This is a genomic window from Myroides sp. 1354 (assembly GCF_030324495.1).
GTDB lineage: Bacteria > Bacteroidota > Bacteroidia > Flavobacteriales > Flavobacteriaceae > Flavobacterium.
Genome location: NZ_JACAGN010000012.1, coordinates 19,263 through 33,603, shown reverse-complemented (window position 1 = coordinate 33,603; position 14,341 = coordinate 19,263). Strand labels below are relative to the sequence as shown.

The window sequence follows — 14,341 nt, the reverse complement described above, 5'->3', positions numbered from 1 at the left end:
ATGAAAACCTTTTTAGAAAATTACTTTCAGTTGAGTAAACACAATACCACCATCAAAAAAGAAATGATGGCAGGCGTGATTACCTTCTTAACCATGTCTTATATCTTGGTTGTTAATCCAAATATTCTAGCAGATGCAGGAATGGATAAACAAGCCGTCTTTATGGCTACAGCTCTAGCAACCGTTTGCGCTACGTTATTAATGGGATTCCTTGCCAAGTTACCTATTGCACAAGCTCCAGGTATGGGTTTAAATAGCTTTTTTGCTTATACTGTAGTATTGACTATGGGGTATAGTTGGGAATTTGCTCTAACAGGTGTGTTTTTAGCTGGTTTGGTTTTTCTTGTATTGACGATTTTTAATATTCGAGAACTCATTGTCAACAATATACCAAAAGTTTTAAAAGAAGCGATTCCCGTTGGGATTGGGCTTTTTATTACTTTAATCGGATTAAAAAGCGCTGGTATTGTCGTTAGTAATCCCAATACCTTAGTAACGTTAGGTGATTTTAGCCAACACAGTGTTTGGATTGCCTTAGTTGGATTATTAATTACAGGAATCCTACTCATTAAAAACGTCAATGGTTCAATTTTAATTGGAATCGTTGTTGCTACACTATTTGGTGTCATATTAGGTGATGTTCATTTACCAACAAGCTTAATTACCACACCTCCTTCGATGGAACCTACTTTTGGAAAGGCCTTGTCTTTTTTAATTTCACCAGAATCAGCCTCTAGTGTATTTTCTATCGATATGGTGATTGTCGTTTTCACCTTTTTATTTGTCAATTTATTTGATACGATTGGAACGTTAATTGGCGTTGTTTCAAAAACGGGAATTGCAGATAAGGATGGCAATTTCCCTCAGATGAAAAAAGCCTTATTAACTGATGCAATCGGAACTACTTTTGGCTCAATATTGGGTACAAGTTCTGTTACTTCTTATGTAGAAAGTGCATCAGGAGTAGCCTCTGGGGGACGAACAGGACTAACTGCCGTAAGTGTGGCTTGTATGTTTACCTTATCGATTTTCTTAGCACCATTGTTTCTAATAATCCCAGCGGCGGCAACAGCACCTGCTTTAGTTATCGTGGGTTTATTTATGATTAGCTCTGTCGTGAATATTGATTTTTCTGACTTTTCAGAAGCTCTCCCTGCTTTTATCACCATTGTTTTCATGCCTTTTACCTATAGTATTGCAGAAGGTATTGTATTTGGTATGCTGAGTTTCACCCTCTTTAAAGTAGGTACACAAAAACACAAAGACGTGAGTCCGACACTTTATGTCCTCTCCCTCTTATTCATCATCAAAATAGTTTTAGATGCCCTATAAAAAATGCCCCGAAAAGTGTCTAACTTTTTGGGGCATTTCTAACAAGAATTCTTGTTAGGGCTTTTTTTTATCTCTTACGATTATTTCATTTTTTCAACTGCTAATTGCGCTAAATTCGATTTTTTATCTGTTTCTGATAGGTTGTCATACACCCTTTTCAATGGAGAAAAATCATCTTTACTCGTATAATACAAATAATAAAGAGCCGTTAATGAAGCTTCATTTTGCTCTAAATAATTGGCAATAAAGACTTGTTGATCCTCTTGCATTTTCTTATACTTTTGTAAGATTTGCTGCATTTTAGCCTCATCTTTCTGTTTCATAGCTTCCATGTACACACTTTGTTGTTCTCCTTGATAAGAGAGTAAACTATATTTATACAGACTTAAATTTCGTTCGAACTCACTTAGCATTTCATTATTAAGTGTTCCCTTCAAATCGAAAGAAGTAAAATTAGACAAATCCATATGTACTTGCGTTTTTCCGCTTTCAATAAACAAAGGGATTCTTCCTTTGTGATTGCGAAACGACAAATAGCCCAAAGTTGGATATTCTGCTTTTCCCGCAAATTTAAATCCCTCGTTTTTTACCACTACAGAATCCAGTTTAATTAATTCATCGGCATGGTTTTCATCCACTTTATTCAAATAAACCATTTCTCCATCTGGAATATTGACTAGAGTTCCTTCAATTTCAAACTGATTTTTTGAAGTACAAGCAGTAAGCACTATTGCAATTCCTAGCAATAGCCATTGTTTATATCTTTTCATCGCATTTTATTTTAAGTAGTTACAAAGACAAAAAAGCCAAAAATAACATAATCCACCCTGCAACCAAAGCTAATCCTCCTATAGGAGTAATAGGTCCTAATACTTTTATTTTTTTACCGAAGGTCGCACTTAACACCAAACCGTAAATACTAAAAGAAAATAGAATTACACCTAATATAATTAGATTCGCTGCATAATAGGTATATTCTCGTTGAGGCAAAATCCCAATGACCAACAGTAAAATAGCGTGATACATTTGATATCTCACCCCTGTTTCAAAGCTTTCTAATCGCTCTGTATCCATGTGTTTTTTTAAGGCATGTGCTCCAAAAGCACCGAATATAATAGCCAATGCACCGAAAATGCTTCCTGCAAATAAAGCTGTTGTATTTGTAATATCCATTGTATTTAATTTTCTATCATTTAATTCAAGGTCAACTGCCCTAAGATTTCTTCAGACATAAAAGGCCCTCCGGGATAACGAGCCGTATAATCGAGGTTCAACCAGATTTGCCCGCGTTCATCTACGTGATAATGTACTTCTTTTCCTTTACTTTCCTCCACAAACAATACCTCTTTAATCAAGAAAATAACCTTCTCTAGATGTGCTTTATTTTCAATTAGCATTTCTGGATACATATGTTCTTTGGTGTGTATCAAACGAGGAGTTCCTCCAATAGAACGGATTAAAGCAGCCATTAAAATAGAGTAATCATCACAGTCACCTGAAAAGTGAATGAGGGATTCTGAAGCAGTAGCAATATACTCTCTTCCTTTTGGATCATTGACGTAATTCCAACGTGTACGGACTTCTTTAAAAATAGCCATACACTGAATAATTTGTCTGTATTCACCATACCCCTGAACTTTAGAAAAATTCTTTGCCGTTGCTAATAACGCAAAATTTCTAACCTTAGGGTTATCGTATTCAATAGCCTTAATTACTTTAGACTTATTAGGGAAAGGCAATAGCTTTGATATGATCAAATCTTGTGGATTTTGAGTACTTGCCATGGCATAAATCATCACGCGATAATCCTCAAAGATCGACTCCAGATCGTAATCTTCATGAGAAGTTCCGATAAAGAAAATCCCTAAATATGCCAATATACAAATAAACAGTATGGTCTTCAATTTAGATAAAATAAACTGAAAGACTGCTAATATCACTATACAGAGCAAGATACGATCCAAATGATATGGCCATTCAGGATCAATAATATTTTGGTGTACAATAATGAATATAGGAATCGTAAGGAGTACGTTCAATATAAAGATAATGATATAGTCCCATGGAGAAGGAATTCTCAGGTACTCATACCATTTCTTTTTCTTTTTAATAATCTGTACTTCTTGATTGTTCATCTGTAAATCAGAAAAAAATTACATTTTAATTTCTTCGTATTGCTTTGGTGTGTCGATGAGTTGAAGATCGACGAGTTGTTTTTGTATTTTCTTATAATTTGCTTCGGACAATTGTTTTTGTGACCATCGCGTTAAAGACAACCAAGTGTTGATATCTTCTACCTTTTGATTGTATCGTTCAGCTAGCGTTCGATTGATACTCGGGATAAACTTAAACTCTGCTGTTGTAGCGTTAATCACTTCCAATAAATTGTCAACTAAAGCGCGGTTCTGTTGAATAAAATCCCGACGCCCTACTAACAGAAAAGACGGCCAAGGTGTTGGACACTCTCCAATTCTTCTAAATATATGTTGATCCACTAAAGGTTGTGTCATAAAACGCTCCCACATAAAGTAATCTGCTTCTTTATTTTGTAGCGCAACAACCGCCTTGTCTAAGGTGTCTACTACAACAAATTCCAAGGTATCTAAATTCCAATTCATTTGTTTCGCATGCACAATCGCCATCAAATGCGAACCCGATCCCAATCGACTAATTGCGATGCGTTTATGCTCTAAATCTGCCACAGATTGAAAAGGTGAATCTGCAGCTACGTGAATGCCCCACAACAAAGGAGATGCTACATATTCTTGTATGATTGAAGTAGGATTATCAGCGGCGATGTCTTTAATAATTCCTTCGGATAAAATGATGGCTAAGTCCGTTTCATTTTGGCGCAACATCTGACACATTTTACCCGTTCCTTCTGGAATATCTTTCCATTGTACATCAATTCCAACAGCATTAAACTCTCCATTTTCTAAGCATAAATGCCAAGGTAAATTAAAGTGTTCGGGTACTCCAACAAGTCTAACTTCTTTCATTTTTATAAGTCCTATACATTTTACTGCTAAGATAGTAAAAAGTACGTCTTCACAATTGGGAAATCGCATAGAAGAAAAAAAAATCTCTACAAAGTTTGTAGAGATTTTGATGGCTATGATTTCATAGAACCTGTTTGTTTTAGACGTGTATGAAATTTAAACGCTTCTTCGAGAATATGAGGGGTATGCCCACCTAATTCTTTCGCGCGTTCAAAGTAATCTCTTAGTTCTTGTTTGTAATCCGGATGCACACAATGCTCAATAATTACCTCCGCTCGTTCACGAGGCGATAAACCACGTAAATCAGCTAAACCTTGATCCGTAACTAAAATATCTACATCGTGTTCGGTATGATCTACGTGAGAGACCATAGGTAGTACATGAGAAATTTTATTCTCTTTTGAAGCTGCCTGTGTTACAAAAATACTCAAATACGCATTTCGGGCAAAATCTCCAGATCCACCAATCCCATTCATCATTTTACTTCCACTGATATGCGTAGAATTTACATTTCCATAAATATCAAATTCAATCGCCGTATTGATGGCTATAATTCCCAATCTTCTGATTATTTCAGGTGCATTGCTGATATTTTGCGGACGCAATACTAATTTATCTTTGTATTGATCAAAATTGTTGATTATTTTCTCATAACAAGCTTCCGTCACGGTAATCGAAGAACCTGAGGCAAACGTCATTTTTCCAGAATCAATCAAATCAAATGTACTATCTTGTAATACTTCTGAATACATGGTTAAATTTTTGAACGGACCATCGATGAATCCTGTCAACACAGCATTCGCTACTTTTCCAATACCTGCTTGCAAAGGCAATAAAGCATCGGTTAGATTGCCTTTTTTCACCTCAGCTTCAAAGAAGTTTAACAAATGCGTTGATATTGCAGTTGTTTTCACATCTGGTTCTGGCAAAATAGCTGGAGTATCCTCAATACTAGAGAAAACAACAGCAACCACGCGCTCTGGATCTAAACGAATAAAAGACTCGCCAATGCGATCTTTTACCGTGTGAATCGGAATCATTTCTCTTCGCGGTTGTTTAATCGGTACACAATTATCGTGAATCCCCTCCACACTTAAAGGAATAGCTGTATTAATTTCAATAATAATCTTTTTAGCTACACTTGCAAAATAAGCCGAGTTTCCAATAGAGGTTGTTGGAATAATAAATCCTTCCTCATTAATATAGGTTGCTTCAATAATAGCAATTTCAACTTGAGGAATATGTTTTTCTTGTAACTGTTCAATTGTTTCGCTCAAATGCTGGTCTATGTATTTTACCTGACCGCTATTGATTGCATGTCTTAAATCAGAATCCGCTTGAAAAGGCATTCTTCGGATTAAAGCGTTGTTTTTGGCCAAATCAGCATCTGTTGTTTGCCCTAAAGAAGCCCCCGTAATTAAAGTGATGGCTACTTTTTCATTTGCTGCTCTTTGAGCAAAAGCAGGTAAAACGGATTTACTATCTCCTGCTTTAGTAAAACCACTAGCTCCTACAATGGCTTTATCGTGAATTAATAAGGCTGCTGCTTCTGCAGATAGAATTCGATCTCTATACGGACCGAACTTGATTCTGTCCAAATTAGAATCTTCTGTTGTCATTTCTCAATCGTTTTATTAGCTGCTTAAAAATAGAACTTTTTATTAATATTTGACAAGTTTTTAAGCACATAGTCCAATTTATACGATTATACATTCCAATTAATATAAAAAATTATAAATCTAATCGAAATTTTAAGACAATAAAATGATAATCATAATTTAACCTTAGTATCCTTCTCAAAAAGAGAAAAAACCATCCCTTCCTGTTTATTCATCACTATTTTTCCCTGTGTTTTTCTTCGGAATATTTAAAAAAACAGACCGAAATACAACACATCACAAGGGTTTTTAACACTATTCCAAATTCCCCCTCTTCTCTTTTTTAATACACTATTAGGCATAAAAAAAAGCAACAGTAAAACTGTTGCTTTTTTGATTTCATCCCTTTATAAAGACGTAATTCTTCTTATTTTAATAGCTCTTCAACTTTTTGGTACAATTCTTCACCATATAAATTGATTGCTAAGATTTCACCTTTTTCATTGATTAAATAGTTTGCTGGAATCGCTTTCACGCCGTATTCCGCAGCAATTTCGTCATTCCAGAATTGTAAGTTAGACACTTGCCCCCAAACTAAACCATCTTTTTCGATTGCTTGTAACCATTTATCTTTTTCTTTATCCAAAGAAACTCCAATAATATCTAATCCTTTGTCTTTAAATCCATTGTATAATTTAACTACATTTGGATTTTCAACGCGACAAGGACCACACCATGAAGCCCAGAAATCAATTAAAACTAATTTTTTTCCTTTTTTGAATTCTTCTAATGACAATTCTTTATCCTCTGGTGTTTTGCTTGTAAAGTTAGGAGCGATATCCCCTACTTTTAAACCTGCAGCTTCTTCTGTCAAGCCCATCATTTTAAGCATAGAATCTACTTTCTTTCCAACTTTTGATTCTTTTAATTCAACTGAAAACTTGTCAAATTCTTTTACGAAATCCGTTTCACCGTCTTGAGCAGACATCATTTGTTGAGAAAGCAACAACAATCCAAAAGCGTTATTTGCATTATCTTTTTGATGTTTAGTGTACACATCATTGATACTGTCAATGTATCCTTTATACTCATTTTGAAGAGCCTCAAATTTAGCGCGATCAGCCTCATCTGTAGATTGGCTTAATTGCATTAAAGTCATTTGATTTTCATCAATAAAAGCTCTTAATTTTGTAACCGTTGGTTTTACTTCATCTTGTAATTTCTGTAACTTTTGGTTATTCTCACTTCCACCTAATACGGTTTCTGTTGGTTGATCTTTCGTTACTGAAATAGTAATATGTCCTGGTTCTCCAATGAAAAACACATTGTTTTGCATTTCTCCGCCTAACACCATATAAGCTTCTTCGAATTCAGTAAATGGATTCTCAAAAACCAATTTATTTCCTTTGACAGTTCCTGTATAAACAACAGTTGGAGAAGGATTACCTAATTCTGAAGTCATGATTTCTACTTTTGTATCATCAGCTACATCTTTCGTAGTAATCTCTATTGTATTATTTTGCTTACAAGAAAACATTCCCAAGGCTAGCAAAACAACTGCTAATTTTTTCATATTGATAATTTATAATTTTACGTCCTTGTAAAAGTATTAATAAAATCAAGATATCAAAAAGAAGTTGCGTTAATAAATTCGTTAATATTCCTCTTGCATCAAGAATATTTGAATTTTCGTTGTTTTTTTCAATAAAATAATAAAACTATTAACTTAGCCATAGCTTAAAATCGTTAACTTTTTCCCTACTAACAATCAATTCTTCTTCAAAATCAACTTGTAAGCTCAATTTTAAACGCGAATTACTATAGGCAATAATCTCTTTAATGGAGTCTACTGCTACAATGTGTTTGCGACTAATGCGAAAAAATTGTTCTATTTCAATCGTCTTTTCAATTTCATCCAAAGAGTAATCGAGAATATAATCTCGGCCTTCTTTGGTTTTGAGGTAGGTAATTTTGTTTGTACTATAGAAACAAGCTACTTCTCCAATAGGTACAATTTTCAATTGTGTACCAATTTTAATTAAAAAACGTTCTTTGCTTTCTTTGGGTGCAGTAGACAAAAAAGATTTAAACAAATTCAATTGTTCCGTAAAAGCAAAGAAAGAGGCACGTTGTTCATTAAATTTATCAATAGCTCCTTTCAGGTCCGTGTCACCAATAGGCTTTAATAGATAATCTATACTATTTAATTTAAAAGCGCGTAAGGCATATGCATCATAAGCCGTAGTAAAAACAATAGCACTTTTTACAACTACTTGATCAAATATCTCAAACGACAACCCATCGGATAATTGGATATCCAAAAAAATCAGATCTGGTTCTTCGTGTTGTTGAAACCAATGAACCGCTTCCTCTACACTAGTCAGTTTATCCAACACTTGGTATCCCAGTTTCTCAATTTTTCGTTCCAACAAACGCGCTGCTGGTTTTTCATCCTCAATAATGATAATTCGAAGTGGTTTCATTTTTTAGTTTCAATTGATATTCATACGTGTTCTTTAATCGATCAAACTCCTTGCGTTCCAAGTAATCTTGCCAATTCGACAAGAAAGGTATTCGCTCTGCGTAGTAAAAAATAAATTGTACAGCAACCAGCAAGAACAAACACAAAGGTAATTCATAAAACATTCGCTCTGAGCTTTTATAAGTATCCGAATGAATCCCAATGCGAACGCCTTCAATTCCTACAAACTGCTGATAGGCCATAACTCCTGTAAATACCAAGCACAGTACTACTTGAACCCATATACTATTTCGATAATTAATCCTTTTTCGCTTGTAGTTCCAATACTTTTGTTCTACTTCTTTGGTATAAAAATTCATTCCTTCTTTTATTTCCAATTATTGCTACGCTTATTTTGCTGCTCCATATATTCTCGGATTTTTCGGTCTTCCCAATCTTTCCCTAAGAATAGATGGTAATTATAAGTCTTCATCCAATCCGCAACGAGGCCAATTCCCCAAGAAAAAACGACAATTAAACTCCACATAAAGGCTGAGTTTGTCATCATATTCAATACAATTAAAAAAGTATTTACCATAATATACATCGTAAGATGAGCGTAAAACTTTTTAATTTTCTCCACGTTTTTCTTTGCTTGAATCAATATTTCTTGTTCGTTTTCTTGCACGTCAATAATTCTCATAGGTTCAATAATTTTAGTTAATATAGGGATTCGTATAGTAAATGTTGTTTCGGTTTGGTCTACTTTAATGGGTTTATTCGTTAACAAGGCATAGCGATCTGCTATATTTGTCAATCCAATCCCCTTGCGATCTTCATTGACTTGACGCAAATTCAAATTGTTTTCGACCACCAAATAGCCACTTTCCTGTTTAATTAAGATATGTAAAGGTTTAGCAGACGTTGCTTTGTTGTGTTTGATTACATTTTCTAACAACAATTGCAAAGACAAGGGAACAACCTTGGCTCCTTCTTGTTTTATTTCCTGATCAATTTCGAAGGTTAAACTCTCTTCAAAGCGCATTTGTAGCAATTCAATATAAGTGCGAGCAAAATCTAACTCCTCTTCTAAAGGTACTAATTCTTTGTTTTTTTGATCCAAGATATAGCGATAGGTTTTAGACAAACCACTGGTAAATTCTTGTGCTTTTTCTGGGTTTTCTTCAATTAAAGCATTGAGTACATTCAAGCTATTAAACAGAAAATGAGGGTCAAGTTGGTTTTTTAAACTTTCAAATTGAGCAGAAACACTTCCTGTAATAACCTTTTGTTCATTAATACTCAATCGTTTGTCTAAGGATGTAAAATAAGTATAGTAATAAATATAGACGAGAATACTAAAGAAGAAAGCGGTACTAAAAATGGCACTAAAACTACTCGAATCCATAAAATAATAGAAGGTTCTATTCCCTATAAAGTGTACGTCAAAAATCTTTAGTGCTAAACACATCATCCAAATAAACCCAAAGTTAATAGCCGTTACAATGGCGGTTACTTTATGGACGCTATTTTCCTTACCATCTAACGATTCCGCAAACTTCTTCCAATAGTTTTCTTTCCAGTATTGATTGACTAAAACAATAATCCCGACAAAAGAAACGAGATATCCCAAAAACAAGGACAAATCCATAAAGCGCAGTTTGAGCACCTTGGTAAAGAGGATGAATACGATAAAGGCTAGAAGTACGAGTTTAAAGTAATTATTTTTCATTTTTCTTCTTATCTATTTTAATTCGCTTTGAAGGTATTTCTGCTTCGTCTTTTTCAGTTGAAATCACTTTGCTCGTATCTTCTTGTGTATATGATGGGTTAGCAGACCAAAACGATCCCATTTGAAAGGCAAATTGTGTCAACATTACAATAATCAAAAATATAAATTTCATAGGTATTTTGGTTGGTTTACATGGCAAAGATGAATAGATTTGAAAAAGGATAAAAATAAGAGTGGATGAACTGTAATTTTAGGAGGATGAATTGTAAAAGACAGTAAAGTTTTGATTTCCAAGTAAGAGAAAGAGGATGCATCAACTGTTAATAAAAAGACCTGATTTATACCCAAAGACTTAATAATAATTATAAATTTGCATTTCTAATCGGTTTAAAAAATTATGGTTTATAAATTCAGAGTTATCCTTGATACTGAGGAAGATATTTTTCGCGATATTGCTATTTTAGAAGACGATTCACTAGAAGATTTACACAATGCTATTGTGAATGCTTTCGGCTTTGATGGTATGGAAGCAGCTTCATTTTATGCTTGTGATGATAGCTGGACTCAACAAGAAGAGGAGATTTCTCTTTTTGATATGAGCGATGATCAAGATGCAGGAAAGACAATGGGATCAACACCTATTAATACTGTTTTAGACGAAGATCAAACCAAAATCATCTATGTGTATGATTTTCTTAATATGTGGACATTCTTCGTTGAATTAGCTGCTGTTGAGGAAGAAGAACCAGGCGCTTTATATCCTGAATTATTATTCTCTCACGGAATTTTACCAGACTATATTCCCACCAAATCATTCTCTGCTGACCCAGTATCGAACGACGATATTTTTGGAGACTTTGACGATGATTACGACGAGGAAGATTACGATATGTTTGAAGGCGATGATAGCTTTACAGACTATGGTGAGGACAATTGGAACTAATTTTTTTATTTATAAAAATAACAGATCTATAAAGGATCTACTACATATTTAAATCTTATGATCAACCTTTTTAATGCACACGTAGAAACTTTATCTATCCACCGAGTTGGAAATAAAAGTAGAAACGAAGCCATCTTTTTATCAGATGAACCTTATAGCTTAAACGATGAAATTGCTCCTTTATTAAAAGAGTATTTCTTCAAGCCTTTCCGTGAGAAAGAGGAGAGTTATTTTCAATTTGTTCATGATGTTGATTTAGAATTCAACGATATGTTTAACTATGCAGCAGATTTATTTAATGCTCCTTCTTCTGAAAAAGCACATGAGATCTCTCAAAAGATAACCAAACACTTATTTGAACAATCCAATCATCCTCACATCAAAAATGGAGAAGTTTATGTTACTTATTTAACAAATACTTCTATTGATAACAATATTGTAGATGCAATTGGTATTTTCAAGAGCGAAATTAAATCTGATTTCTTACAGTTTCAAGAAAATGGTTCAAATTTAGAAATGATTTTACAACAGGGAATTAACTTGAATAAGTTAGATAAAGGTTGTATTATTTTTAATTACAAAAAAGAAGAAGGATACAAAATCCTAACGATTGATAGCAACCGTTATGATGCTCGTTATTGGTTGGAGCACTTTTTAAGTGTTGACATCTTCCAAGATGAGGCTTTTATGACGAAAAAATACTTGAAATTCTGTCAAGATTTCGCAAAAGATGTAGTTTTACCAGCAGAAGATAAGAAAGAAGAAGTGATGTTCATGAATCGTTCTGTAAACTATTTTGCTAAAAATGATGAGTTTGAAGAAACGAATTTCTTAAATGAAGTAATTGACAATCCAGATTTAATTTCTGAGTTTAAAAATTACAAAGTAGACAAAGGGGAAAAATACAGCATTGAGGATACGACATCCTTCCCTATTGCAAATAACGCTGTTTCTGATGCGCGTAAAAAGATTAAGAATGTGATTAATTTAGATACGAATATTCAGATTAAATTGGACTTTATCAATCCTGAAAGTGCAGATAAATTTGTAGAAAAAGGATGGGATGAAGAAAAACAAATGTACTATTACTTGGTATATTTCAACAAAGAGCAAAAATCATAATTGCCTATATAAAAAAACCGAGACTTATAGTCTCGGTTTTTTTATGCTTTTATTTTACTACGATTTTTTCTGAAATCTTTCTTTCTTTACTTTCATAGACTACGATATAGTTTCCTGTTTTCAATTGAGGAATACTCAATTTAGTTTCTCCTTTTTCTACAGTGAAATCGCGGGTCACTTTTTGTCCAGCCATATTGTAGAAAGTAACAATTCCTTTATCGTCTTTCGTTAGTACAGTTAGCTCACCATTTGTAACTGGGTTTGGATATAAGCTAAATACCTCTTCTGCCAATTCAAAATCTTCTACTCCCATATTCGGACGGCGTTCTCCAAAACCTACTGCATACCAAGCATCGTATACTGCAAAATACTCTTCTGATTCTGCTCCATATAATTCTTCTGTTGCCACAAGAGAAGCATTTACAGCATCAATGTATTGAGCGTTACTTGTCAAGCGCCCAAGTAGGGTTGCATAAGCAATTTTTTCTGCTTTTTTGATTCCAACACCAGAGACTACATAATCATCCCCTTTGTCGTTTACTCCAGATCCTCCTTCACTTACCAAATAATACCAATAGTTAATCACACCGCTATTCGTATGAACTCCACCATTATCTTCAGCCCATTGACCTGTATTAGCCCAATGTTCTCCTTTGTACGTATTCGGTTGTTTCCCCCCTTGACGGTTGTTTTTTGGATTTTGCATGTCTCTCATAAAAGGCATAATACTACCTTTTACAACACCATTACCAATTAACCAATCTGGATCATTTACAGCATAATGTTCTACAGATGCACCAAAAATATCAGCGAATCCCTCATTTAAAGCTCCTGACTCTCCTTGGTATCTTAATCCTCCATTCCCATTATTTTCTATAACTAAATGAGAAAACTCGTGAGCAGCAACATCAATCGCTACCAAAGGATTAAAAAAGTTACCTCCTCGACCGAATACCATATGACTCATTCTTCCATAAGGCATTGCATAAGCATTCTCAGGAAGTCCTGATTGTCCATCATTATCTAAAAATACGGGATCATAATACGCTTTAAGAGGAGTACCTCTATTATCATAACTATCGCGATTGTGAATCTCTTTGTAATAATCGTATGTTCTAGCTAATCCCCAGTGCACTTCATTCGCTGCACTTTTTGGAAAAGTAGTTGTTGCATTTTGAAATACAGGTCCTCTACCATAAAAGAAATCATCTTCATCATTCATCGTTCTCGCATCGATGGTAGTTATTTTTCTTTCGTTATCGTATAATTGATAGCCTCCATTAACCTCAGTTAATCCCAAGGGTAAATTCGAACGATACTGTCCATTTCCTACTCCTTGAACATTAGCATGAGCAATTAAAGATACTTCATTAATTACTTCTCCGTTTTCAACACTAATAAAAACGTTTTTGCTCACTACTCGCTTTGAAGAAATTTCATCTACTCTAACTTTATGAGCTAAAACGAATACCCCTTCCTCTTTTGCAGCTAGCGCAAATACAGTTTGAACCTCGTGATCCGCTATAGAATTAACGGCAATTTGATTCACTTTAAATGCAATATTTACCGCATCTTCACTTGAAATTGCAGGTTTGCGATTTACATTTGCACGCAAACTATATACACTCTTTTTATTTTCTATATTAATAATGGTTCCATTAACCGAAGTTACCTTTCCATTCTTACTGTGTACAATAAACATCTGTCCATCTACAGGATACTTTCCAACATAGTGTTGATAGGTATTGTGTACAGCACCACGAGCATCTGTATAACTATTGCGTAATTCAAAAGTATTGGTTTCAGGAAGTCCAAAAAATTCATTCGCTTTTGCTAAAAATTCCGACTCTGTTAGCTTGCTTTTTTGGTCCATTCGAATAATAAATGAACCAAAACTATTGAGGGGCTTATAAGTAGGTAGATCTGTAGCATAAACCTCTACAGCAACTCCTAAATGATCATTAGTAATGCTCGCATATCCATTTCCCGTAACGAGGAAAGAGGCCAAAGCAGCATACAAAAAAAGGGGTTTTAGGTATTTTTTTTTCATGGGTTATATGGGCTATTTAGATTTGGTTTAAATTATTCCGAAATATACCAAAAATAACCTAATAATTATTTAACAAAACAGGATAACTAAATATTTAACACCAT

The 14,341-nt window shown here is 34.2% G+C and carries 14 protein-coding genes; 3 read left to right on the top strand and 11 right to left on the bottom strand.

What is annotated here, in order from left to right; all coding sequences use genetic code 11:
- Nucleotides 1-1,332 carry an NCS2 family permease gene (locus HX004_RS12440; RefSeq protein WP_286442882.1) on the top strand — a complete coding sequence of 444 codons (1,332 nt, stop codon included), beginning with the start codon at nucleotides 1-3 and terminating at the stop codon, nucleotides 1,330-1,332.
- Between the two features lie 80 nt (nucleotides 1,333-1,412).
- Here HX004_RS12440 and HX004_RS12435 read toward each other — a convergent pair whose 3' ends face one another.
- The 10 genes from HX004_RS12435 to HX004_RS12390 form a co-directional block, all read right to left on the bottom strand.
- Nucleotides 1,413-2,102, bottom strand: a complete 690-nt coding sequence (locus tag HX004_RS12435; protein WP_286442881.1) for a DUF4369 domain-containing protein — start codon at nucleotides 2,100-2,102, stop codon at nucleotides 1,413-1,415.
- Between the two features lie 19 nt (nucleotides 2,103-2,121).
- On the bottom strand, nucleotides 2,122-2,505 hold the full coding sequence (locus HX004_RS12430) for a DUF423 domain-containing protein (protein ID WP_286442880.1): 384 nt from the start codon (nucleotides 2,503-2,505) through the stop codon (nucleotides 2,122-2,124).
- A 20-nt stretch (nucleotides 2,506-2,525) separates the two neighbouring features.
- Nucleotides 2,526-3,467: a transglutaminase domain-containing protein gene (locus HX004_RS12425; RefSeq protein WP_286442879.1), complete on the bottom strand. Its 942-nt coding sequence runs from the start codon at nucleotides 3,465-3,467 to the stop codon at nucleotides 2,526-2,528.
- A gap of 18 nt (nucleotides 3,468-3,485) precedes the next feature.
- Entirely contained in the window at nucleotides 3,486-4,331 is an 846-nt protein-coding gene (locus tag HX004_RS12420; protein WP_286442878.1) for a substrate-binding domain-containing protein, read from the bottom strand.
- A gap of 113 nt (nucleotides 4,332-4,444) precedes the next feature.
- Nucleotides 4,445-5,950, bottom strand: a complete 1,506-nt coding sequence (gene scpC / locus HX004_RS12415; protein ID WP_286442877.1) for a succinyl-CoA:acetate CoA-transferase ScpC — start codon at nucleotides 5,948-5,950, stop codon at nucleotides 4,445-4,447.
- 406 nt (nucleotides 5,951-6,356) lie between these two features.
- Nucleotides 6,357-7,502, bottom strand: a complete 1,146-nt coding sequence (locus HX004_RS12410) for a TlpA disulfide reductase family protein (RefSeq protein ID WP_286442876.1) — start codon at nucleotides 7,500-7,502, stop codon at nucleotides 6,357-6,359.
- A 148-nt stretch (nucleotides 7,503-7,650) separates the two neighbouring features.
- Entirely contained in the window at nucleotides 7,651-8,412 is a 762-nt protein-coding gene (locus tag HX004_RS12405) for a LytR/AlgR family response regulator transcription factor (RefSeq protein ID WP_286442875.1), read from the bottom strand.
- A complete protein-coding gene (locus tag HX004_RS12400; protein ID WP_286442874.1) occupies nucleotides 8,384-8,770 on the bottom strand; it encodes a hypothetical protein in 387 nt (128 codons plus the stop codon). The genes HX004_RS12405 and HX004_RS12400 overlap by 29 nt, the downstream gene beginning before the upstream one ends.
- Nucleotides 8,771-8,778: 8 nt before the next feature.
- Nucleotides 8,779-10,122, bottom strand: coding sequence for a histidine kinase (locus HX004_RS12395; RefSeq protein ID WP_286442873.1), 1,344 nt, complete (start codon nucleotides 10,120-10,122; stop codon nucleotides 8,779-8,781).
- Complete coding sequence (locus tag HX004_RS12390) at nucleotides 10,112-10,294, bottom strand: hypothetical protein (RefSeq protein WP_286442872.1); 183 nt, start codon at nucleotides 10,292-10,294, stop codon at nucleotides 10,112-10,114. Before HX004_RS12390 ends, HX004_RS12395 begins: the two co-directional genes overlap by 11 nt.
- A gap of 225 nt (nucleotides 10,295-10,519) precedes the next feature.
- Here HX004_RS12390 and HX004_RS12385 point away from each other — a divergent pair, with 225 nt between their 5' ends.
- Both HX004_RS12385 and HX004_RS12380 read left to right on the top strand, forming a co-directional pair.
- The gene (locus tag HX004_RS12385) at nucleotides 10,520-11,065 is read left to right on the top strand and encodes an IS1096 element passenger TnpR family protein (protein ID WP_286442871.1); all 546 of its coding nucleotides are present in this window, start codon (nucleotides 10,520-10,522) and stop codon (nucleotides 11,063-11,065) included.
- Between the two features lie 57 nt (nucleotides 11,066-11,122).
- Nucleotides 11,123-12,187, top strand: coding sequence for a nucleoid-associated protein (locus HX004_RS12380; protein WP_286442870.1), 1,065 nt, complete (start codon nucleotides 11,123-11,125; stop codon nucleotides 12,185-12,187).
- 49 nt (nucleotides 12,188-12,236) lie between these two features.
- On the opposite strand, the gene HX004_RS12375 is transcribed toward HX004_RS12380, so the two are convergent.
- Complete coding sequence (locus tag HX004_RS12375; RefSeq protein WP_286442869.1) at nucleotides 12,237-14,237, bottom strand: M4 family metallopeptidase; 2,001 nt, start codon at nucleotides 14,235-14,237, stop codon at nucleotides 12,237-12,239.
- Nucleotides 14,238-14,341 lie beyond the last annotated feature (104 nt).

Bases quoted from the DNA above. Each gene is read 5' to 3' on its own strand.
- HX004_RS12440 (WP_286442882.1), top strand. From the start codon at position 1: ATGAAAACCTTTTTAGAAAATTACTTTCAGTTGAGTAAACACAATACC.
- HX004_RS12435 (WP_286442881.1), bottom strand. From the start codon at position 2,102: ATGAAAAGATATAAACAATGGCTATTGCTAGGAATTGCAATAGTGCTT.
- HX004_RS12430 (WP_286442880.1), bottom strand. From the start codon at position 2,505: ATGGATATTACAAATACAACAGCTTTATTTGCAGGAAGCATTTTCGGT.
- HX004_RS12425 (WP_286442879.1), bottom strand. From the start codon at position 3,467: ATGAACAATCAAGAAGTACAGATTATTAAAAAGAAAAAGAAATGGTAT.
- HX004_RS12420 (WP_286442878.1), bottom strand. From the start codon at position 4,331: ATGAAAGAAGTTAGACTTGTTGGAGTACCCGAACACTTTAATTTACCT.
- scpC (WP_286442877.1), bottom strand. From the start codon at position 5,950: ATGACAACAGAAGATTCTAATTTGGACAGAATCAAGTTCGGTCCGTAT.
- HX004_RS12410 (WP_286442876.1), bottom strand. From the start codon at position 7,502: ATGAAAAAATTAGCAGTTGTTTTGCTAGCCTTGGGAATGTTTTCTTGT.
- HX004_RS12405 (WP_286442875.1), bottom strand. From the start codon at position 8,412: ATGAAACCACTTCGAATTATCATTATTGAGGATGAAAAACCAGCAGCG.
- HX004_RS12400 (WP_286442874.1), bottom strand. From the start codon at position 8,770: ATGAATTTTTATACCAAAGAAGTAGAACAAAAGTATTGGAACTACAAG.
- HX004_RS12395 (WP_286442873.1), bottom strand. From the start codon at position 10,122: ATGAAAAATAATTACTTTAAACTCGTACTTCTAGCCTTTATCGTATTC.
- HX004_RS12390 (WP_286442872.1), bottom strand. From the start codon at position 10,294: ATGAAATTTATATTTTTGATTATTGTAATGTTGACACAATTTGCCTTT.
- HX004_RS12385 (WP_286442871.1), top strand. From the start codon at position 10,520: ATGGTTTATAAATTCAGAGTTATCCTTGATACTGAGGAAGATATTTTT.
- HX004_RS12380 (WP_286442870.1), top strand. From the start codon at position 11,123: ATGATCAACCTTTTTAATGCACACGTAGAAACTTTATCTATCCACCGA.
- HX004_RS12375 (WP_286442869.1), bottom strand. From the start codon at position 14,237: ATGAAAAAAAAATACCTAAAACCCCTTTTTTTGTATGCTGCTTTGGCC.